The organism is Spirosoma harenae, from assembly GCF_054776975.1.
The window spans coordinates 46783-69054 of sequence record NZ_BAAHBD010000054.1 but is presented as its reverse complement, the minus strand read 5'-3'; the positions used below and the strand labels follow the sequence as shown (position 1 = coordinate 69054).

Genomic DNA, 22272 nt, shown 5'->3' with positions numbered 1-22272 from the left:
AAATATTGTTTTTATCCTATGAAGATGGCAAACGACGCGCTTACCGATAAAACAGCAGAAAACTGGTTTTAGTTGTCTTCCGATTTATTGGGTTATGGATGCTTATATTTGGCTATCAATAGCCTTGTGAAGACCGTTTATGATTGCTAGTGACGCTCCCATTCCTTCAACTCTTTCCGCAAAGCAACGATGGCAACGTGCCTTAGGCATCCGCCCGGAGGAAGGACAAACCGTGGGGCTTTTTTTTATCCATAATTTTCTGCTGGGCATTGGCACTATTCTGATTTACGTCGCAGCCAATGCCATTCTCCTCGAAAATCATCCCGAAACCAGTTTGCCAGTCGCCTACATTACATCGGCATTAGCCATGATTGGTGTTGGTCGGATCTATGCCTATTTCGAGCATCATCTGGTGCTGCAAACATTAGCCGCTCGTGTACTTATATCGGTGGTTGTGATGACGATTGTCGTTGCAATACTGGTGGCAGTGGGACACTCAGTAGCGGCTGCGGTGGCTATTATGACCGGCTATCGACTGATTTATCTATTGACTAATCTTGAATTTTGGGGCGTTTCAGCGGTCGTGTTCGATACACGACAGAGCAAGCGACTGTTTGGCGTAATTAGTTCGGGCGATATGCCCGCCAAAGCGTTAGGAGCAATTTTGGCGGCTTTGGTTCATGCGCATGCTGATGTATTGCGTTTGCTATTAGTGGCTTTTGCCGCATTTTTGGGTTCGCTGTATGTATTGCGTTTAACGATTCAATCACATGATGTACATGCTCCTCATCGCTCAGACCGTGCTGTTGGTCGAGAACCTTCTCGACTGATTGGCAAACGATTCGGCGGTAGTGAGTTGATTTTTTACATGTGCCTGAGTCTAGCGATCCTAGCCTCCGTTGCGACTGAAATTGAGTACAATTTTTTCATCAACGTAAAGCACCGATTCCACGATCAGACAGATGTCATAAAGTACGTCAGTTATGTACTGGCGCTTACGTATGGTATAGCGATGTTGGTAAAATTGTTGATGTCTAGGCAAGTGCTGGATAAGTTTGGCGTACAACGCTCGCTGCTGGTTTTGCCTTGGGTAGCGCTGGCTGGTCTGCTGGGATTAGCTCTATTAAGTTTCGCAGACACGACCGAAACCGTTTTGCTGATTTATTTCTGCGCATTGTATTTGTTATTTGAAGTAGTGCGCCGGGCTTTATTCGATCCGGTTTTTCTGGTTTTGTTTCAACCCCTTTTACCACCTCAACGCCTGAAAGGGCACACGCTGGCAAAGGGGCTTTATGAACCCATCGGATTAGGATTTGCCGGTTTATTGATATATGTACTGCATACTACGCTCGAATCAGGTGGTGCATTGATTTGGCTTGCTTTACTCGCGGGGGCTGTATGGCTGTTGCAACATACCTATACTCGCTATCTACACGAACTGAACGACGCCATTGGCCGACGATTTTTAGAACGCGATCAACTGGCAATGCCGACTGTAGCCCAGAAAAGTTTAATCGATCAGTTAAAAAGCGATCGTACTGAAGATGTGATGACGGCCATTAGCTGGCTCGATGCGCATAATCCAACCGAATTGGCTCAGCATGTTCCGTCCTTACTCGCCCATTCGGATGTCAACGTACGTCGACGAACGCTGGCGACTATAACCCATATTCATCAGCCCAAACCGACTCGTCAGCTCATGCACATTGCGCTGTCTGATTCGGACCCTTCGCTCCGTCAACAGGCTGCGTATTTGTTAGGTCGCCGGATTAACGTTGAAGCGGCCGAACTGGCTCCTCTTCTTAATCATACCGATTTGCATATTCAGCAAGGGGCGATAAAAGGTATCCTTGAATTGAACCCGCACGATGGGTCGGCACAGAAGAACCTGAAACAATTAGCCAACGACGCTAATCCGACACATCAGCAAATCGCGCTGAATTTGATCGCTGATTTACGATTGAATGAATTTGCCCCCATCGTCAATCAGCAGTTAGCCAGTTCTAATCCAGACATCCATAAAGCAGCTATACTTGCTGCCGGGCGATTAGCGGATAAAGACCTTACACAGTATCTTCTTCAACATCTCACTGACGATAAAATAGGCCGCACAGTGGTTCAGGCGTTGAAAGGGCATGGCTCAGAATTGATTTCGTTTCTGCGCAAACGTCGCCAGGCAACGCAGGAGCGATTGGCTATAGAGCGGTTGGCATCTATTGCCGGGACGATTTATACGCCAGAAAGTCGACAGTTTCTAAACGGATTAGCGCAGGAGCCGGATTTAGTGATTCGAGGGGCGTCTATTCGAGCTTTACGTCGTTTTCCGAACGAACCGGCCGACGATGTGTTGTTTCGCCGGTTGATGAACGAGGAAGTGCTGCTGGCACAACGTTTGTTACACGGGAGTATGAGCGATACCGAGTTGACAAAAACGCTTGATTATGAGCTCTCAGTACTGCTTCAGCGATTGTTCGATGTACTTGCTCAATTATATAATTCGGAAACCATTGCCGGAGCGCGGATGGGCATTAGCCACCCCGCTCGCGAACGTCGGGCGAATGCGCTCGAAATGCTGGACAACCTAATTCCAAGGGCGACCTATCAAACCTTGCAAGTGTTGGTTGATGATCTGCCCCTGGCTGAAAAAGTACGTATTCTTGATAGTGAGTTGGAATCGTTTGAAGATACAGAACCGATTCGGGCCTTTATTCTGCGAAAAGGTGAAACTGTATTTTCGGCCTGGACCGTCAGCGAAGTATTGCGACGTTTATCAACGACAGAATCGCAAGCGGCACGTTTATCTTTACAGGATCGGTTTCCTATTTTATCCCCTCTACTCATGAGCCATTCAACCCAATCGACCGAACAAATTGCCGCTTACGATCGCGTTTTGCTATTAGCACAAACCAGTTTGTTCTCGCAAACACCAGAAAATGTGTTGGCCAGCATTACACCGATTATGAAAGAAGAGGAGTTTGCAGCAGGGGAGCCAATTTTTCATAAAGGCGATCTTGGCACGGGAATGTATGTAATTTATACTGGCGAGGTTGTTGTACTGGATGGCGAGACAGAACTGGCGCGTTTCGGTCGGGGTGATTTCTTCGGCGAACTGGCGCTGCTAGATACCGAAGCCCGGTCTGCAACTGTTGAAGCCGTGACGGATGTACGTCTGCTCCGAATCGATCAGGACGATTTCTATGATCTAATGGAAGAACGTGGAGAAATCTTACGTAGCATTGTCCGAAGTTTATCGGCGCGCATCCGGCGTCAGAACGAAGTATTAGCAGGAAGGTAAATCCCTTTAACGAAAACCCTTATGCACTGGTCAGATGGTGAATCGTATGTAGCGGTCGGTATGGCTTTCGGGGTAACCCGATACATTCGGAGTATGCTGGAAACAGCTACTCGTCTGCCCGAATGGGACCGAATTTTCAAGAATGTATGGGTCAGCGGATTGATTCTGATGGCACTTGGGGAGATATTTCCCGACCCCTGGCTTATCTGGTACCAACTGATTATGATTGGTGCCATTGGTTTTACGATCTGGCAACTGTATTACTTCCGCCCAGCCCGAACGCTATTGTTAGGCATTGCTCCGTATTCCATAATCATTGTTATTAGGGATTTGGTAACGCATTTAGCTCCCGCCTTCTACAAAACAAACGAAGATTATTTTGACTCGACGGCTACGTTTGCCTTCATCTGGTTAGTTACGTTTACAATCATCGCGAACCGGCAGAAGAAAGCGCTGGCTCGCGAGCAGCTGGAACGTGAAAAGGAAGTCGAGAAACGGCGCATCGTTGAAGCCCAGAAGAATGAACTAGAGTATCTGGTAGCGGAACGAACCGCAGAAATTACCCGTCAGAAAGAAGAACTGGAACTCGCCTTAGACGAACTCAAAGCGACCCAAAGCCAGCTGATTCACAGCGAGAAAATGGCTTCGCTGGGCGAATTGACCGCCGGAATTGCTCATGAAATCCAGAATCCCCTCAACTTCGTCAACAACTTTTCGGAAGTGAGCATCGAGTTGATTGATGAATTAAGTGAAGAACAGGCCAAAGAAGAGCGCGATCATGAACTTGAAGCCGAAATACTCACCGATTTAAGACAAAATCTACAGAAAATCACCCAACATGGCAGTCGGGCAGCTTCCATCGTAAAAGGGATGCTTCAGCACTCGCGGGCTAGTACAGGGCAGCGTGAACCAACCGATCTGAATGCGCTGGGCGATGAATATCTGCGATTAGCGTATCACGGGTTGCGGGCAAAAGATAAAACGTTTAATGCCCAGCTCAAAACAGATTTCGACCCATCGCTAGGCGAAGTCAGTATGATTCCGCAGGATATTGGTCGGGTTTTACTAAATCTGTTTACCAATGCGTTTTACGCCGTTCAACAACGCCAGAAGCAAAGCACAGATTCGGGTTATCAGCCAACAGTAACACTCACAACCCGCAACGCCAAGGATGAAGCGATCATCACCGTCAGTGATAACGGTACAGGAATTCCAGAAGAATTACAGCAGAAGATTTTCCAGCCTTTTTTCACCACCAAGCCAACAGGAGAAGGAACAGGGCTAGGCTTATCATTAGCGTATGATATCATTACCAAGGGGCACAATGGCGAAATGGAAGTAGAAAGCAAAGAAGGCCAGGGAACAAAATTTATTATTACACTACCAACTTAATGGTTCGCCTAGTCTATTCTATAAAAAAATAAAACACTCGTTAAATATTAGTAAATAAACCTATAAATATTGTTATCTTTGCCGCCACTATCGACAAGAAAGAAATCTATAGACTATATATAACGAATCAAGGGACAGACCTATCAACGTCAACCGTTTTCGTTACCTGATAAAATTCTCAAAGTCTAAAAAGATATTAAAGTTCAAGTTACGATTACAGGCCTCTACCTTTGGTGGGGGCACTTGTTTTTTTATCCAATTGAAAACGAAAAACCCTCAAAATATCCGAGGTTTTTGAGGGTGAATGGCCAGATCTTCCAGCCATTTAAATACGCTGAATCAGTTCAGCTACTTTATGCACTTCCCGACCCATAATGTGATCTATAATGGATTGCGCATGTTCGCGACCGTTCTCAATGAATACTTTTTCGGTATAAATACCCGCTAGTACTGTACCACATACATACAAGCCGGGAATATTGGTCTCGAACGTTTCTTTATTATAAACAGGCACCTGCGTTTGCGGATTCAGCTCAATTCCACAACGAGCCAGTAATGCGGCATCTGGAATATAGCCCGTTAGAATAAAGACAAAATCGGCGGGTAACTGGCTTTCTTCGCCCGTTTTTAGATTCGTAATTGTCACGTGATGCGGGTCGATCTGCGTCACACAGGAATCGAAAACGGTTTTAATTTTTCCTTCTTTTACCCGATTCTTTACATCAGGCACTAGCCAATATTTTACCGTACTCCGAAAATCTTCGCCCCGGTGAACAATAGTAATATTGACGTCGTGGCGGTACAACTCCAGCGCAGCTTCAACAGCGGAGTTAGATGCACCAATAATCACCACATTCGTAAAGGAATATTTAAACGGCTCGTCGTAATAATGCGAAACGTGTGGCAGGTCTTCGCCCGGAATAGCCAACCAGCGTGGACGGGTGAAATACCCCGTGGCCATAATCACTTTACGCGCCTGGTATCGGTCTCCAGCGGTCGTCGTAACTGTAAAAAGATCGCCTTCTTTATGAACCTCCCAGACTTCCTGGAATAATTTAAAATTCAGGTTATAGTATGCGGCTGCTTTCCGATAGTATTGAAGTGCTTCGTCACGGCCTGCTTTAACGCCTGAAATTGGAAAAGGCAATCCACCGATTTCAATGTTTTCGGCGGTTGAAAAGAAGCGCATCCGGCGAGGATACTGCCGAATGGATTCGGTCAGACTTCCCATTTCCAGAATCAGATGACTCAATCCGGCTTTCGCAGCTTCAATCCCGGCAGCAAGTCCGCAGGGACCACCGCCAACAATAATGACATCGAATACTTGCATGCTATAAGTTAGATCAACGCTGTTTTCTCGGAAGGCAATTAGTTGTACAAATACTGCCTAAAAAACAGATTTATGATGCTATAGATCTTAATACTAGCAACGAAGAGTTTCTGGCAAAGATTCCTCATGTAGTGGGTTTGGCTGGCTAGCAAATTATCAATATTGTCTAGTACATAAATATACTATCGACCGCTAAATATATAATCTGTTGTATAAGAGGTAAACAACAGGTATACTTTCTATGTGTCCAATATATTTGCTTTTACTAAATAAACCTACCGCTCAAGAGACAAGTATACCGTTTATGAAATAAATAGAACACTTGAAAATCTTTTAAGTTTGATCCAACGAATATACTCGCTGTTAAGAATAACTTAAAAACGTTCATTACATGAAAACAATTCTTTCTCTTGTCATTCCCTGTACACTTTCGGTTTTTTTAATCAGCTGTTCACAGGATCCCTCAACAGAACAATCTCCCACAATCCCCTCCGGTAAAATGAGCCGCCCCGAAGAAGCCTTCCCCAACCAGGTGGGTGTATCAAAAACGGGTTTGCTGAATGGCCAGAAAATAAATTACCGACTGATTGGCGACCAGGCTGTTTTCGAGAGCGATATTCTTTTATCGTCGCAGGAATTACAGGCTCCTACAAATACAGGTACCGAAGTTGTTGATGGAACAGGGCGAACAAAAGCCTCATCGCGCTGGCCAAATAAAATAGTTTATTACTCCATCGATCCTTCTCTGCCGAACCAGTCTCGGGTAACCGATGCCATTGCTCACTGGGAAATGTATACGCCTATTCGCTTTGTTCAACGTACTACCCAGCGCGGTTATGTTCTGTTTCGGTCAGGCACAGGATGCTCATCAAATGTTGGCTATTCGGGCGGTTTGCAGTATGTAAATCTGGGGAGTGGCTGCACAACGGGCAATACGATTCATGAAATTGGTCATACAATCGGGCTATGGCACGAACATACTCGCGCTGATCGCGATACGTATGTAAACATTAATACAGCAAACATCCAAACAGGATACGAAGCTGACTTTCAGACCTATGTAGAGCGCGGACAGGATGGATTCGATTACGCTGGTGGCCTCGATTTTGGCTCGATTATGCTTTATGGGTCGTATGATTTCTCTAAAAATGGACTGCCAACGATCACTAAAAAAGATGGCTCGACATTCGTAGGCCAGCGGACTGGCTTGTCACCTGTCGATGTCAATACCGTTCTCAGCATGTATCCTGCCGGCACCGAACTATCATCGGTTCGCGGCAGTACCACCTCAACAAACCCCTAGACGTAAGCACGCGTTTCAAAAAAGGGCCAGTCGTATACTGGCCCTTTTTGTTTTAAAAAAAGTGTAGTGATTGGTTTTAGTAAATGCCTGTGAATTATCGAATTCGTTTAATAGTGATCGGTAAACAAACTGGCTTACAAGGATTATCACTCTCTATTGGCAGAAGTTCTACAGTCGTAGAAATCGCGCAGCCGTTTGCTCCCGTTGCAGTAACGGTATAGTCTCCAGCAACGGTTACTGTTGGCTCAGCTTCTGTGCTGGTAAATCCTTTAGGACCAGTCCATTTAAACGTCGCTCCAGGCGCTTCGGCTAATAAAGTCGTGCTGCATTTAGGACAAGGTATTGCATTTCCATAAGCCACCAAATCTGGAACCGCCGTATCCGATGTCACATTGGTCACAACCGTTGTCCGACTATCTGGACAATCTAGTACACTCACTGTTAAAGTATACGATCCTTTTGTGGAGATAACCGGATTCTGAAGCGCACTGGTGAAGCTATTCGGGCCTGTCCAGGCATAGATGACCGTAGGAATTGCAGAGCCATCTGCGAAGGTTGCATGACTAGTTAGCGTTACCGTTTTTACAGCACAGGTCAGCTTCCCGCCTGTAACTGTAACCGATACTGGCTGACATGGATCGCTTTCGATAGGCAGCAATTCCGCAGTCGCTGATATTTCGCAACCATTGGTACCTTTGGCGGTTACGGTGTATTCACCTGGAATTGAAACCTCTGGCTCAGCAGCTGTACTTGTAAAATTGTTGGGACCTGTCCAGAAGAATGTTGCCCCTGGTGCTTCGGCTAGTAAGGTGGCGCTACAGTTTGCACAAGGCATGGCATTCCCGTAAGCCACCAAATCTGGAACTGCCGTATCCGATGTTACATTGGTTACAACTGTTGTCCGACTATCTGGACAATTAGGTAGGCTAACCGTTAATGTGTAAGAGCCTTTCGCGGAAATGGTTGGATTCTGAAGCGAACTCGTAAAACTACCAGGGCCTGTCCAGGCATAGATAACGTCTGTTGCCGCTGAGCCGTCAGATAAAACTACTTTACTGGTGAGCGTAAGTTGTTTGAGCGCACAGGTTAGTTCTCCACCCGTAACCGTAACGGATAACACTGGACAAGGATCGTTTTGGATAGGCAAAAGCTCAACAGTTTCCGAGATTTCGCAACCATTAGCTCCTCTTGCCGTCACGGTATATTCGCCGGGAATCGAGACTTCCGGTTCGGCGGCTGTACTCGTAAAATTGTTGGGACCCGTCCAGAAGAACGTCGCTCCTGGTGCTTCGGCTAATAACGTTGCGGAACAATTAACGCAGGGTAACGCATTTCCATAAGCGACCAGACTGGGGGTGCTTATATCGGATGTAACGTTAGCCACGGCCATTGTCAGGTTACCGGGGCAGTTGAGGCTATTAACCGTTACCGTATAAGAACCTTTTTCAGAAACTGTTGGGTTTTGAAGCGAACTCGTAAAACCGTTAGGCCCCGTCCAGCTATAAATAGCATCAGATGCTGTCGATCCATTGCCATAAAATGCCTGACTGCTTACTGTTACCGTTTTTACAGCGCAGGTCAGTCCCCCTCCTAACGCCGATACCGACAAGGCAGGTGAAATCTTTACAACCGTTTCATCCGTTTGACGACAACCCGGATTCTCTGGTGTTGGAAAAATGATCGCGTATACATATTGATTAACAAGGCCCGATGTGTTATTAGCTGTAGTCAGAGCGGGATTATGTAGAACGGCTCGATTGTTGGCATCTGGCAGAACCGTACCCAACACAGTCCCTCCATTCCCGTACATAGCCGTACCCGACTGTGGACTGCTAAATACTACGAACCGAACTGAATCGACCCGACTGAAGTACTTACTTTGAGCGACGATCGAATCTAATTTACTACCCGAACATAGTTCAATACTATGTTTCTCATTGATTACCTGTGGACAAGAATAAATGGCCAAATCGTTCGTAAAGTCATTATGTCCCGGTTCAGACGTAGTTACGTCGATAACTGCCAGATTACCCTCCATACGAGCGTCTGAATCACGTAAATCAGCATCGGCAAATCCGGTGCGATTACCCGGCGAAATGGAATAATAACGTTGCGGGCTACTTACGGTCTTCACACCATCAAGGGTTATATCCAATAACGACAATTGAGCGGTATCCATCCGGATCTGATATTTATGATTAAACTTCAGCCCTCCCGATACCGTCGTATTGTTAAAATAAAACTGACCGCCATCGTGTGTTGTCTGAGCTGCCAACTGATTGCCACCCGCTTCCATGTCGTGCAGCGTTAGCGTGATGCCATCAATACCCGGTTCGTATGGATCCTGAACACCATCGCGGTTATCATCGAACCAAAAGCGGTTACCGATCTCAACTGGCGACGCATCGCAGATCGCTTTGGTATCGCCGACTCCTTCTGCTTTTCCAAATGTGCCAGGCTGCTTCGTGTATAGTACGTAGCTACGATTTTCCTCGCCCGTAGTGTTGCTAAAGACTTTCAGACCGCCTGACTGGACCACATTGGCGATTGGATCGTAAGCGGAAGAGACTACTTCATTATACCCCGGAATAATAGAAATTCCACCAATAGTGACCTCAAAGTGAGCAATATGGTCAATAAAAAACCATTCATCCTTTGCGTAAAATTCTCCCCCGCCAGGTCCCTGATTATTTCCAACGCCACTGCCTGCACGATTCCCCGCTACACCATTGCTTTCGAGAACATAAGTTCCGTTATTATTATACGCACGCATCAAATCGCCAGCTGTAAAGCCGTGGAAATCACCGTTTCCCTGCGGATCATGATTGGCTACACCTGATAAATTTCCGAATCGGTCCATAAATCCGATCACCATCGATCCGTCGTCATCAAAAGACAAACCACTCAGAATAGGCTGCGGAAGCATAACAAACGTTGGGCCATTACCCTTTCCGCAAGGTTCTGGCCAGGCTTCCGTCCAGGGTTGCCAATGGTCATATTTTTCGCAGGTCTTTTCAGGATGAAGCGGATCAAAGGTTGAATCGACTGGGCCTCGTCGGAAATCCAATGGAAATGATAACACTTCCTCAAACGTGGGATTTGCAGCCGTAGGATCTATGCGATAGATAGTTGCTTTTAGATCGCTTTGCTGCTGCGATGTTTCTGCAGTACACACAACGCCCACGTAAATTTTGCCTCGATAGACTTTAACAGCCCAGGGACGAAAATCGCCATTCGAGCAACCAGGATCAGGAATTGCCCACGATTTCACATCGGCCGCTGTTGGCGTACGAGCGGGCGAGTCAACAAAAATCCCGTATAATGTTCGGTCTTTCAGATTAATAAGATAGAGGGTACGATCATCTTCCGAGATATCCATCCCGCCAATACTCATACGGCCCACTGCCTGCATTGGGCCAGCATCAATACTTGCCTGCGTCTTATCGCCAAATAAATCGCTATGAGGATCTGTCCCCGTATCAATTCCAATGGTTTTTAGATCGACAAAGTTACTTGTTGTTCCTGTGGCTATGTCTGTTTTATAAATTCCGCCCGTGCCCAACGGCCCGAAGCTTGCGTGTCGCTTAATAATAGCGGCTGTAAATACCGTTTTCATACGCCGTTGGTATGCAACAGCCCAGATAGCCCCCACCTGATTAGCGGTTGCTAAACGGTCTGGCATAAAATTGTTGGGTTCAGCTATTCCCGATGCTTCATAGGGTATACTAACCAGTGCAGTGGCTAAAGCCGCCTGATCGCCGTCCGGTACTGGATTGCCATCTTTATCAGTAGTGATCTGGGAATTTCCGTTTACGTACCAGGGTAGGATGATTTTTTTACCAACTTGCTGGCAATAGTCGGCCGGATAATTGATACCCAGATTAACGTTTTCGGCGGGTGATTTTACAAACTGTATACTAGTACCGCTTTCCTTTCCATAAACGCCATTGTAATCACCGGCCAGAAAGCCACTAAACTCAAGCCGCACGGGTTTACCGGCTGGAACATCAGAACTATTGAAGGAATACGACCCATCGGTAGCGGTCGTTGTTGTGATTGGCGTTTTGTTTATATCGACAAACGCTCGAACGGTTATGCCCCGTACACCTACCTCAATTGGTAATGTATCCGAACGAACACCATTCTGATCAAAGTCTCGAAATACAACTCCTTTGACCTGGGCACTGGCACTGGCTAGGCATATAAATAGCAAGCAAAAGCTGATTACCCACCTTCTATGAAGGCAGATTAACCCTACATAAACTTGTTTCATGAATTAAGCAGTTACGGTAAAAAAGAAAGCGTACTTGGCAAGGACTATTAACTTATTCAATCAAAATGGATACAGCGTACTATTTATTTTCTTTATTTTTCATTTGGTTTACAAAAAACCCAATCAGCCTAAGATTAGACAAAACCCTTGCCAGACGATGAATGATTGTATGTATATTTACTATCCAGCTCACTAAATCAGTGGAAAATCAACTAAATACCTTGTTTTCTTCATATGAAAGTGAGGAAATCACATTCTTCGCCGACTTAATCCTACCTATCCCAGTACCTAGATTGTTTACGTATAGAGTTCCACGTGGGATGGCCGAGATTGTCAAAATTGGTGCCAGAGTGATAGTTCCTTTCGGTAAAAAAAATAGCCGTGTGATGACGGCTATTGTGGCAAAACTGCATAATTCACCACCTACGGCCTATCAGGCACGTTATATCAGCGAAATTCTGGACGAGTATCCACTCGTCACGGGTTATCAACTGGAATTGTTCCGATGGATGGCCGAGTATTATATGTGCTGCATCGGCGACGTAATGAACGTCGCACTTCCATCGGGTTTGAAGATTTCGAGTCAATCAAAAGTGCAGATCAACCCTGATTTCGATTACCCCGAATTATTGACCTCATTTGAAGAAACCTTACTAAATGAACTCAAAAAACATCCAGCTCTTTCCTACGAAGAGCTGGGTCGACTGGCGGGCGAAGGCACGAATGTCCCGGCACTGATCAAGTCATTGGTAGACAAAAAAGCCGTTATCGTATTTGAAGAAGTCCGGGAAAAATACATCCCGAAAATGGTTCGTAAAATTCGGCTACACCGGAATTATGAGGAAAGAGAACAACTCCTGGTGCTCTTACAACGACTCGAAAAATTGCCGAAGCAACAGGAAGTGGTGATGCGATACCTGAGCCACGTACCGATGCAACGCAATCCGTCGCTAAATCAGAAAGGATTAGACAAAACGATCCTGAATCAGGACGACGAACTTTCTCAATCGTCATTAACAACGCTGATCAAAAACGCAGTTTTCGAAACGTTCGAAGTAATTCAGCCGCGTTTTTCAGATAATCTGGCTCCACAGGTAGAAATCAAACTGACAGAAGCCCAACAAACTGCTTCAGATCAGATTATGAAGCAGTTTGCAAACCAGAATATTGTTCTGTTTCATGGCATTACGGGTAGTGGGAAAACCGAAATCTACATCGATCTGATTCAGCAGGCTTTATTGGGCGGTTCGCAGGTTCTGTATTTATTGCCCGAAATTGCCCTGACGGCTCAGATCGTTGTGCGATTACAGCGCGTTTTTGGCGATAAAATGGGCATTTACCATTCCAAATTTTCTGACAACGAACGGGTTGAAGTTTGGAAAGGCGTGGTATCCGGCCAGTATCAATTCGTGGTAGGTGTTCGATCGTCCGTATTTCTGCCCTTCGATAATCTGGGGTTGATTATCGTGGATGAAGAACACGAAACCAGCTACAAACAACATGACCCTGCCCCTCGCTATCACGCTCGCGACGTAGCGATGATGCTCGCCCACTGGCAACAGGCAAAGGTTTTATTAGGCTCGGCAACCCCTTCACTCGAAACCTATTTTCAGGCGAAACAAGGCCGCTATGGCTTAGTCGAATTGTTCCAGCGGTTTGGCGATGCGACTTTGCCCAATATAATATTGGTCAATACACAGCAGGAGAAACGGCAGAAAACAATGAAAGCCGAATTTTCTTCGACCTTAATCAGTGCTCTGGGAATGAATCTGGAGCGCAAAGAGCAAAGTATTCTTTTCCAGAATCGACGCGGTTATTCACCCTATATGCAGTGCGAAGATTGCGACTGGACCGCTGAATGCCCAAACTGCGCAGTAAGCCTGACTTATCACCAGCGCGACGCTGAACTTCGTTGCCATTATTGTGGTCACAAAGAGCAGGTTCCTCGCTCCTGCCCCACTTGCGGCTCTACCAAAGTAAAAACCATCGGTTTTGGCACGGAAAAGCTGGAAGATCAGCTACAGATTTTCTTTCCCGAGTCTCGCGTACTGCGGATGGATTTGGATACGACGCGCGCTAAAAATGCCTATCAGCAAATCATTCAGGAATTTGAAGGCGGGCAGGTCGATATTCTGGTGGGTACGCAAATGATTACGAAAGGACTCGACTTCGACAACGTAAGTCTGGTCGGTATTTTCGATGCGGATCGTCTGATTCATTTCCCCGATTTTCGGGCAACGGAACGGGCTTTTCAGATGATTACTCAGGTAAGTGGCCGGGCGGGTCGCCGAGCGGGCCGTCAGGGAACGGTGCTGATTCAAACCAGTAATCCCCAGCAACCGATTCTGCAGAAAGTCATTCAGAATGACTACAGAGGTCTGTATGAAGAAGAGGTTCAGGAGCGGCAGAACTTCAATTACCCGCCTTTTTCCCGGCTCATCAAACTCACGATTCGGCATACCGATAAACTAATCAGTCACCGAGCTGCCGAGCGCCTTGCCGCCGAACTGACTGATGCCTTGGGCAGCAGTCGAGTACTTGGCCCAGAAGAACCTCTCGTCGAACGTATCCGGAATCAATTTCTGTTCGATATTCTAATCAAAATCGAGCGCGACAAGGTGAATGTAAAAGCCGTAAAAGCCTACATTCAGGATCGCATCAACGACATTCTGACCGATAAAGGTCTGCGCCAGGTCAGCATCGTAGCGGATGTGGATTGTTTATGATATTTTTACGTTATTGCTACAAATAGTGACTACAGCCATGCTAGCAACAGTAACTGGAACCTACAAAAACGGGCAAATTATTCTCGATGAGGAATTGCCTGTAAAAAGCGATACGGCAAAAGTGATCGTAACACTGGTTGAAGAAACGGCTGAAACACAGGAAAAGCCGAAACGAATACCTGGATTAATGAAAGGATCTTTCTGGATATCAGACGATTTCAACGATCCAATTGACGATCTGAAAGATTATATGTAATACAAATTCTACTAGATACACACGTATTAATTTGGTTTTTAGAGAATGATTCCCGCCTAACAGTTACAATGCTAAAAGCCATCACAGAAGCCGATAAAGTATTTGTCAGTCCTATCAATTTTTATGAGATGGCGATAAAAATAAAGATCGGCAGAAGTATAGGTTCAAATAGACCTATCCGTGATGCGATTTACCTGAGTCATCAATCTGGTTTTGCTTGGAAGCCCATAGAAGAACACCATCTGACAGCTTATCAGGCCATTCCTCTCTTCGACCATCACCGCGATCCTTTTGACCGGATATTGCTAGCAACGGCTCTAGCGGATGACCTAACCATTCTTTCGTCGGATCATAATTTCCCACTCTATAGCGATCTTGTTACGACCATCTGGTAGCAAGGGCGTGTTACGTTTACCTTAAAATTTCTGTAAAGCCGACTGTTTATAAGCCCATCCGGTTATTTTTGCACCGGCTTTGGCCGATTTTGCCCAATTTTTACCGTCCTATGTCTAAGAAAACCAAAATTGTGGCCACCATTGGCCCGGCTTCCGAAACGAAAGAACAGTTGCTGGCATTAGCCAAAGCCGGAGTCAATGTGTTCCGACTCAATTTCTCCCACGGTACCCACGAAGATCACCTGATGCGGCTTACCCGTATCCGCGAAATCAACGAAGAATACAATCTCAATCTCTGCGTGTTGCAGGATTTACAAGGCCCCAAAATTCGTATTGGTAACGTTGAAAATAAAGACGGAGTATTGCTGGTTCCCGGCCAGGAACTGGTCTTTACCAACGAAGACATTATAGGTACTGCCGAACGCGTCAGTACACCCTATAAAGACATGTACAAAGACGTTCATCCGGGCGAGCGCATCCTGATGGACGATGGGAAATTGGAAGTTCGCGTTCTTCGAAAAGAAGGGACTGATGTAGTGACCGAAGTGGTGTATGGTGGTCCGATGAAATCCAAAAAAGGCGTTAACCTGCCCAACACGAAGGTATCAATGCCGGCCGTTACGGAAAAAGACTGGGCCGACCTCGAATTTGGTTTGGCTAATGACGTTGAATGGATTGCCTTATCCTTCGTTCGTGAAGCCGCTGAAATCACCGAGATAAAAGAGTACATTAAATCGAAGGGTAAGAAGAGCCGCGTGGTGGCTAAAATTGAAAAGCCTGAAGCCATTCAGAATATCGATTCTATCGTTGCAGCAACTGACGGATTGATGGTAGCGCGGGGCGATTTAGGCGTTGAATTGCCCGCCGAAGAAGTACCCATGATCCAGAAAATGCTGGTTGAGAAGTGTAACAAAGCGGCTAAACCCGTTATCGTTGCTACACAGATGCTAGAAAGCATGATCGACGCCCCTCGCCCAACCCGTGCCGAAATCAACGATATTGCCAACTCCGTAATGGATGGTGCCGACGCCGTGATGCTGAGTGCCGAAACCGCATCGGGTAAATATCCGATTCTGGCGGTCGAAAGCATGGCGAACACCATCCGGCAAGTGGAGGCTACGACCGATAAAATTTATTATCGGTATCATGCCCACGTCAACGAAGAACCAAGCCAGAACGTAATTAATGATAACGTAGTAATGAGTGCCTGCCGATTGGCTCGCGATACGAAAGCAAAAGCGATTATCGGAATCACGAACTCAGGTTATACGGCCGTCCGGATTTCTCACCACCGTCCTAAAGCCGATCTGTATGTATTCTCCAATGATCCGCAGTTACGAAATACCTTGGGTTTATACTGGGGAGTTCAGGTCCTGCCATACGAACCGGATCTCAATCTAACCGTTGATCAGACTGTGGAGGGTATTAAACAAACCCTGGTGGGACTTGGCAAACTTCAATCGGGCGATATCTTTATCAATACCCTGAGTATGCCGCTCACCCAGTCGCGCCGGACCAATACCGTGAAATTAAGCACGGTCGACTAACACCACTTATTTTTATTCGAAAGGCCAGTATTTCTTATTGAGATGCTGGCCTTTTTGTATATACCGAATTCTCACAAAGAGTCTGGATTAAAATTGCATTTCTACAAAGAATATTTTACCTAATCCAATAAAATCCTAAAAAGAATTGGCAAAATACGACATATAGGTAATTTTAAGCTGTCATTCTCCATATAAGCAGTAGTTGCTATTATTATTCAAACGCTTTCCATCTGAGCAGAAGACAAACAAAGTCGTTGCTAATAAAGAGAGTTATGATTGTAGAATCAACAAATAGTCTGCTCGATGTATACCGAACAAAACTCAGCTCGTATGATGAGGTGCTAGCGTCCAATGGCTCCATAAAACCTCATTGGAGTAAACTGTTTTCTTCTCTTGAAAAAATCGGGCAGGCAGAACTTGAAAATCGATCGCAGGAAATCAAAAATAAGATTCGGGAAAACGGGGTTACGTATAATATTTATCAACGACCCGACGGGCTCAACAGTCCGTGGAAATTAGATCTGATTCCGTTTATTATTGAGCAGGCTGAGTGGCTGGAAATTTCAAAAGGGTTGCAGCAACGAGCTATCCTGCTGGATCTGATTCTACGGGATATGTATGGCGAGCGTCGAATGATAAAAGATCGGGTACTGCCGGCCGAACTCGTTTATAGCAACACGGGCTTTTTTCGAGCCTGCTACGACGTAAAATTGCCCACCCAAAATCAGTTGATCATGTACGCAGCTGATATGGCTCGTGGGCCTGATGGCCGTATGTGGGTCGTTGACAACCGAACACAGGCGCCTTCGGGTTCGGGCTATGCGCTGGAAAACCGATTCATTATCAGCAAGATCATGCCCGAACTGGCTCGCGATATATACGTCAGTCGTCTGTCGCCTTTCTTTACACAGGCGCAACAATCTATCTTCAAGGTATTCCGCGAAAAATCAGATTATTTAAATGTCGTTTATCTAACTCCCGGACCCAACAACGAAACCTATTTTGAACAGGCTTATCTGGCTTCCTATTTGGGTTATACGCTGGTTCAGGGCGACGACCTGATTGTTAAAAACGGGTTTGTCTGGATCAAAGCTATCGACGGATTGCAACGAGTGGATATCATTATTCGCCGGATCGATGATGAATGGTGCGATCCGCTCGAATTACGTATTGATTCGAAATTGGGGGTTCCTGGACTCTTACAGGTGATTCGGAATGGCAACGTCATGGTTATTAACCCGCCAGGCACCAGTGCGGTCGAAAATTCCGCGTTCAATGCTTTTTTGCCCTCGCTATGCCGGTATTTCTTAAACGAAAAACTGATTTTGCCATCAGTAGCAACCTGGTGGTGTGGCCAGCCAAACGAACTTCAGCATACGCTCGAAAATTTGGGTAACCTGATTATCAAAAAAGCGAATCGAAAACAGGTTTTTCGGTCGGTTTATGGCAAACAACTGTCGAGAGAGCAATTGCAGCAATTACGCGCACAGATTCTGCAAAACCCGGCTGAGTATGTAGCTCAGGAGGAAGTCAGTTTTTCCACTACGCCCGCTTTCGTCGATGGACAGATTGAGCCCCGTTATGCCGCTATTCGCGCTTTTCTGACGGCAACGCCAACGGGCTATCAGGTCATGGATGGAGGCCTGACGCGAAGTTCAGCCCAGAAAGACAAGTTCACGTTTTCGAATCAATACGGCAGCATCTCGAAAGACACCTGGATTATTTCCGACGAGGCCGAAGTCATCCGCGAACGAATCAAACTGCCCATTACGGTCAATCAGCAGGCAAAAGCGTCCTTACCCAGTCGCAGCGCCGAAAATCTGTACTGGGCCGCTCGGTATAGCGAACGCACCATGAATGCCACGACATTTCTGATGATTACGCTGAACGCCCTGCATTTCCAGCGTAATTTTGGAACGCAGACTAAAACGCAGCACATTGATATTTTGCTGAAAACCGTGTCGAGTTTAATTCAGATCGAACCGCGCTTTTCGGATAGAAATAAAGACGACTTCAAAAATCCATACCCCATTATAGCCGAAAGTATTTCGAACACGGCCAAAGCCGGAAGTATTACGTCGTCGCTTCAAGCTTTTCTGCGAGCCATGATGGCTGTTCGCGAACGATGGAATAATGTCACCTGGCGAACGATTGATGTGATTGAGCATATCGCCCAGAAGCTTCAGCAAATTCAGCCCGCCAATAACCCAAACGATATTCAGAATACACTGAATAGTCTGCAGAGCAATCTGTTTACTTTTTACGGAATTGTCAACGAATCGATCCCGCGCAACAACGGTTATTATTTATTTGAAACAGGTAAATTAATCGAGCGAATTCTGTCAAAAATTACGATTCTCCAATCCATTTTCAGTATCAAGACGGAGTCATTTATTGAAAATGAACTGATGGAAGTTGTCCTCATGAATCATTTTGCGCTGTCTCATTATCGGGCTACTTACAAGACGAATTTCGAGATGGAATATATGCTGGATATGATTCTGCTGGATAAACAGATTCCGTCTTCGCTGGCCTATATGCTAGATTCTCTGGACGACAACATCAGCCAGCTCCCGCAAGTATCCGAGCGGTTAAGTAAACCCAGAAAAGCTATTCTGGAAGCCGTTACGCACATCAAGCTGATCGATGTAGCCGACATGGCCACGGTGGAACCCAATACGCAGGCTTACGAAAAACTAAGCCTTGTCTTATCGCACGTTTATAAATTAATTCTGTCGGTATCGACTTATACGACCAGCCAATATTTTAATCATACCGCCACCCAGCATTCCATAACCGAAACTTTCGTTGATTTGACGAATGAATTATAGACTACTGCATAAAACGCAATACGATTATAGTGGTAGTGTCAATAATTACCACGGTTTAGCGTGTATCACGCCTAAAGATTCGGCCCGGCAAACGCGAAGTGATTTTTCAGTGGCTATTTACCCCACGCCCGACGAATTTTATGTTCGTAAAGATTATTTCGACAATACAATTCACTACTTTTCTATTTATAAGCCCCATACTAAACTTATCATTTTAGCGAAAAGTACACTGAAAACCCAGTCGATTCTTCCACCAGATTCGTCCATAACAAATAAAGAAGTCAGAGAAAAAATCAAGTCGGATAGTACGTTAAAAATGGAACTTCTCGACTATACGCTTCCAAGCCAATTCGTTCAGTGGGACGAAGAAATCAGGCGTTTTGGGGCTGATTGTTTTAGCGATAACCGGCCATTCTACCAAAGCGCCCGGCTACTGTGCCGGAAAATTTACGCTGAGTTTACCTACGTTCCTGGTTTCACGACTATTCACACACCGCTCAAAACGGTGTTACGAGAAAAAAAAGGCGTTTGTCAGGATTTTTCTCACCTGGCCATTGCCTGTTTTCGAAGCATGGGATTTGCGGCCCGGTATGTGAGTGGTTATCTGGAGACCCGACCGCTTCCGGGTATGACCAAGCTACAGGGTTCCGATGCAACGCATGCCTGGGTATCGGTATATGTTCCCCACATAGGCTGGTGCGATTTCGATCCGACGAATGATTTAATTCCTCAGGAACGACATATTACCACCGCCTGGGGTCGCGATTTTGGCGATGTATCACCCCTGAAAGGAATCATTTTTAGCACCGGGAAACACTCCTTTCAGGTTGAAGTGGATGTCATTCCAATTTAGAATTACCCCTTTTTTTGTCTTTCTTCCCTGCGGTCAGAATGACAAAAAACAACTCATCTTTCAGTGTAAAAGACGACCCTTAAACTATAAAAAGCCGCGAAACCAAAGGTCATCGCGGCTTTTCGGTTCTTACTGAAAATTAAGAACGTTAATGTATAATAAGACTAACCCGTCTAAGGCTTAATTTGTTAAGATTTCTGCTTTTTAGCTGGTTTAGCCGCCGGTTCTTCAGTAGTAGCTTCTACGGTTTCAGGAGCTTCTTCAGCCTTCTCTTCCGTTGTTTCTTCAGCAGTTACCTCAAATACATCCGGAGCATATTGTTGCAGAATACCATACCAGCTAATCAGCTTTTTAATATCAGTAGGCCGAACACGCTCACGATCGTATGCAGGAACAACCGTAGCCATAAACTCAGCTAGCTGATCATTGCTACCCTTTGGATCGACGGTCAGTTTATCACCATATTTTTCGTGAATCGACATCAATACCTGACCAAGCGGAATCGATTGCTCGTCGCTATCGTCATCTACGTAGATTGAAATATCGTTGAGTACGGATACACGTGCAGTTGGCCCCATCATGGTTTTGGCTTTTTTGTCGTCTAACGATTCGACAATAACGCCCGCTCGACCGGGTTTCAGAATTCGGTAAAGGCCACTATAGCCAGCCACATTGGCAATCTGTTTTAATGCTTCCATAGAGTGATTTTGTAAATTTGTAACGTGCGTTTTGGTGGGTGTATTGCCTTTTTAAGAGCATAAGAATTGTTAAAAGTCACTTCCAACCTTTCGATTTTCGGCTCTTTTGCTCTTTTTCATAAGCTTCATTCAAGGGTCGGATGTACGAAAGAAGTTCTTCGCGACCGGCGGCAGTGACTGCTGAAGTCACAAAAAATGGTGGTGTTTCTTCCCAGTCCTCCAGCAATTTATTCCGATAATTTTCAATCGTAGTCTGCAATTTCACAGAGCCCAGTTTTTCCGTTTTCGTAAAGACGATGACGAATGGCAAACCGCGTTCGCCCAGATTGGTCATGAAATCAAGGTCGATTTTTTGCGGATCGATTCGGGAATCGACCAATACGAAAATGGTTAATAAATTCGGACGGGTAGTCAGGTAACCATCGATCAGTGCCGCAAATTTATCTCGTTCTGCTTTACTTACCTGCGCATAACCATACCCTGGCAAATCGACCAGATACCATTCATTATCAATAATAAAATGGTTGATCAGCTGCGTTTTACCCGGCTTTCCCGAAATTTTGGCCAACGACGAACGGCCCGTCAGCATATTGATCAATGACGATTTTCCCACGTTTGATCGACCAATAAACGCATATTCTGGCCGATCGGGCGCGGGACATTTGGCCGGATCGGAATTACTGACAAAGAATTCAGCTTGTTTAACAGGCATACACTCAAAACAAAAATCACGGCAAAGTTCGGAAAGATTGAGGAGAATGGCACACCATTTGTCATTTGCAATGCAGATCGTTAATTTGCTTCGTAAACAAGTAGTGTCGCTAAGAAACGAAAACTGCCTGCGAGTGCGTTATAGACTGAGTAAAACCATAAAAGACTACCGGTATTCCGGTTTGATCATGAAAAAAGTTTTTTGGCTACTGATTGCCCTGTTAGTAGGTTCGACTAACGTATCGACGCAGGCAGGCTCCCATCCAAACCGGCTTCATCGGCCCAGCAACCCTAAAAACGATCAGGAAGGTATTCAATTTACAGAGGCTTCCTGGAAAGACATTTTAAAGAAAGCCAAAGCAGAAAAGAAAGTGATTTTTCTGGATGCCTACACCAGCTGGTGTGGCCCCTGTAAGCAATTGCAGAAAAACGTTTTCACGAAAAAACCCGTTGGCGATTTCTACAACGGAAAGTTTATCAACGTAAAAATGGACATGGAAAAAGGCGAAGGTCCTGCCTTCTCGCAAGTCTATCCGGTTGAAGCGTATCCGACCCTGTTGTTTATCGACGGTAACGGTAAACTGCTGAAAAAAGTACTAGGCTACCAAACCCCCGAAGATCTGATTGCTATCGGCAAGAGCGTTAAAACGCCACTGTAAGCC

14 protein-coding genes are annotated in these 22272 nt (G+C 45.7%); 10 read left to right on the top strand and 4 right to left on the bottom strand.

Translation table 11 applies throughout. The features are described 5' to 3' along the window. The first annotated feature begins 139 nt into the window (after window positions 1-139). On the top strand, window positions 140-3295 hold the full coding sequence (locus ACYVE4_RS32545; RefSeq protein WP_461044603.1) for a cyclic nucleotide-binding domain-containing protein: 3156 nt from the start codon (window positions 140-142) through the stop codon (window positions 3293-3295). Between the two features lie 21 nt (window positions 3296-3316). Further along, window positions 3317-4687: a sensor histidine kinase gene (locus ACYVE4_RS32540; RefSeq protein ID WP_461044602.1), complete on the top strand. Its 1371-nt coding sequence runs from the start codon at window positions 3317-3319 to the stop codon at window positions 4685-4687. Window positions 4688-5012: 325 nt separating this feature from the next. Here ACYVE4_RS32540 and ACYVE4_RS32535 read toward each other — a convergent pair whose 3' ends face one another. Further along, entirely contained in the window at window positions 5013-6017 is a 1005-nt protein-coding gene (locus ACYVE4_RS32535; RefSeq protein WP_461044601.1) for a YpdA family putative bacillithiol disulfide reductase, read from the bottom strand. 391 nt (window positions 6018-6408) lie between these two features. On the opposite strand from ACYVE4_RS32535, the gene ACYVE4_RS32530 reads away from it, so the two are divergent. Further along, complete coding sequence (locus ACYVE4_RS32530; RefSeq protein ID WP_461044600.1) at window positions 6409-7320, top strand: M12 family metallopeptidase; 912 nt, start codon at window positions 6409-6411, stop codon at window positions 7318-7320. Between the two features lie 94 nt (window positions 7321-7414). On the opposite strand, the gene ACYVE4_RS32525 is transcribed toward ACYVE4_RS32530, so the two are convergent. After that, the gene (locus ACYVE4_RS32525) at window positions 7415-11533 is read right to left on the bottom strand and encodes an SdrD B-like domain-containing protein (RefSeq protein ID WP_461044599.1); all 4119 of its coding nucleotides are present in this window, start codon (window positions 11531-11533) and stop codon (window positions 7415-7417) included. Window positions 11534-11754: 221 nt separating this feature from the next. Between ACYVE4_RS32525 and priA the strand changes: the two genes are divergently transcribed. From priA to ACYVE4_RS32495, 6 genes are all read left to right on the top strand, one after another. Then, window positions 11755-14319, top strand: coding sequence for a replication restart helicase PriA (gene priA / locus ACYVE4_RS32520; protein WP_461044598.1), 2565 nt, complete (start codon window positions 11755-11757; stop codon window positions 14317-14319). A gap of 37 nt (window positions 14320-14356) precedes the next feature. Then, window positions 14357-14575, top strand: a complete 219-nt coding sequence (locus ACYVE4_RS32515; RefSeq protein WP_461044597.1) for a DUF2281 domain-containing protein — start codon at window positions 14357-14359, stop codon at window positions 14573-14575. Further along, the gene (locus ACYVE4_RS32510; RefSeq protein ID WP_461044892.1) at window positions 14575-14970 is read left to right on the top strand and encodes a type II toxin-antitoxin system VapC family toxin; all 396 of its coding nucleotides are present in this window, start codon (window positions 14575-14577) and stop codon (window positions 14968-14970) included. The genes ACYVE4_RS32515 and ACYVE4_RS32510 overlap by 1 nt, the downstream gene beginning before the upstream one ends. A gap of 110 nt (window positions 14971-15080) precedes the next feature. Then, entirely contained in the window at window positions 15081-16517 is a 1437-nt protein-coding gene (pyk, locus tag ACYVE4_RS32505; RefSeq protein ID WP_461044596.1) for a pyruvate kinase, read from the top strand. A 272-nt stretch (window positions 16518-16789) separates the two neighbouring features. Beyond that, complete coding sequence (locus ACYVE4_RS32500; RefSeq protein ID WP_461044595.1) at window positions 16790-19348, top strand: circularly permuted type 2 ATP-grasp protein; 2559 nt, start codon at window positions 16790-16792, stop codon at window positions 19346-19348. Further along, window positions 19338-20201 (top strand): transglutaminase family protein, encoded by an 864-nt coding sequence (locus ACYVE4_RS32495; protein WP_461044594.1) that lies wholly within the window; start codon window positions 19338-19340, stop codon window positions 20199-20201. The genes ACYVE4_RS32500 and ACYVE4_RS32495 overlap by 11 nt, the downstream gene beginning before the upstream one ends. Before the next feature lie 188 nt (window positions 20202-20389). Here ACYVE4_RS32495 and ACYVE4_RS32490 read toward each other — a convergent pair whose 3' ends face one another. After that, the gene (locus ACYVE4_RS32490) at window positions 20390-20899 is read right to left on the bottom strand and encodes a DUF5606 family protein (protein WP_461044593.1); all 510 of its coding nucleotides are present in this window, start codon (window positions 20897-20899) and stop codon (window positions 20390-20392) included. Between the two features lie 76 nt (window positions 20900-20975). Continuing rightward, on the bottom strand, window positions 20976-21611 hold the full coding sequence (gene yihA / locus ACYVE4_RS32485; protein WP_461044592.1) for a ribosome biogenesis GTP-binding protein YihA/YsxC: 636 nt from the start codon (window positions 21609-21611) through the stop codon (window positions 20976-20978). 187 nt (window positions 21612-21798) lie between these two features. Here yihA and ACYVE4_RS32480 point away from each other — a divergent pair, with 187 nt between their 5' ends. Beyond that, window positions 21799-22269 (top strand): thioredoxin family protein, encoded by a 471-nt coding sequence (locus ACYVE4_RS32480; RefSeq protein WP_461044591.1) that lies wholly within the window; start codon window positions 21799-21801, stop codon window positions 22267-22269. Window positions 22270-22272: the final 3 nt, after the last annotated feature.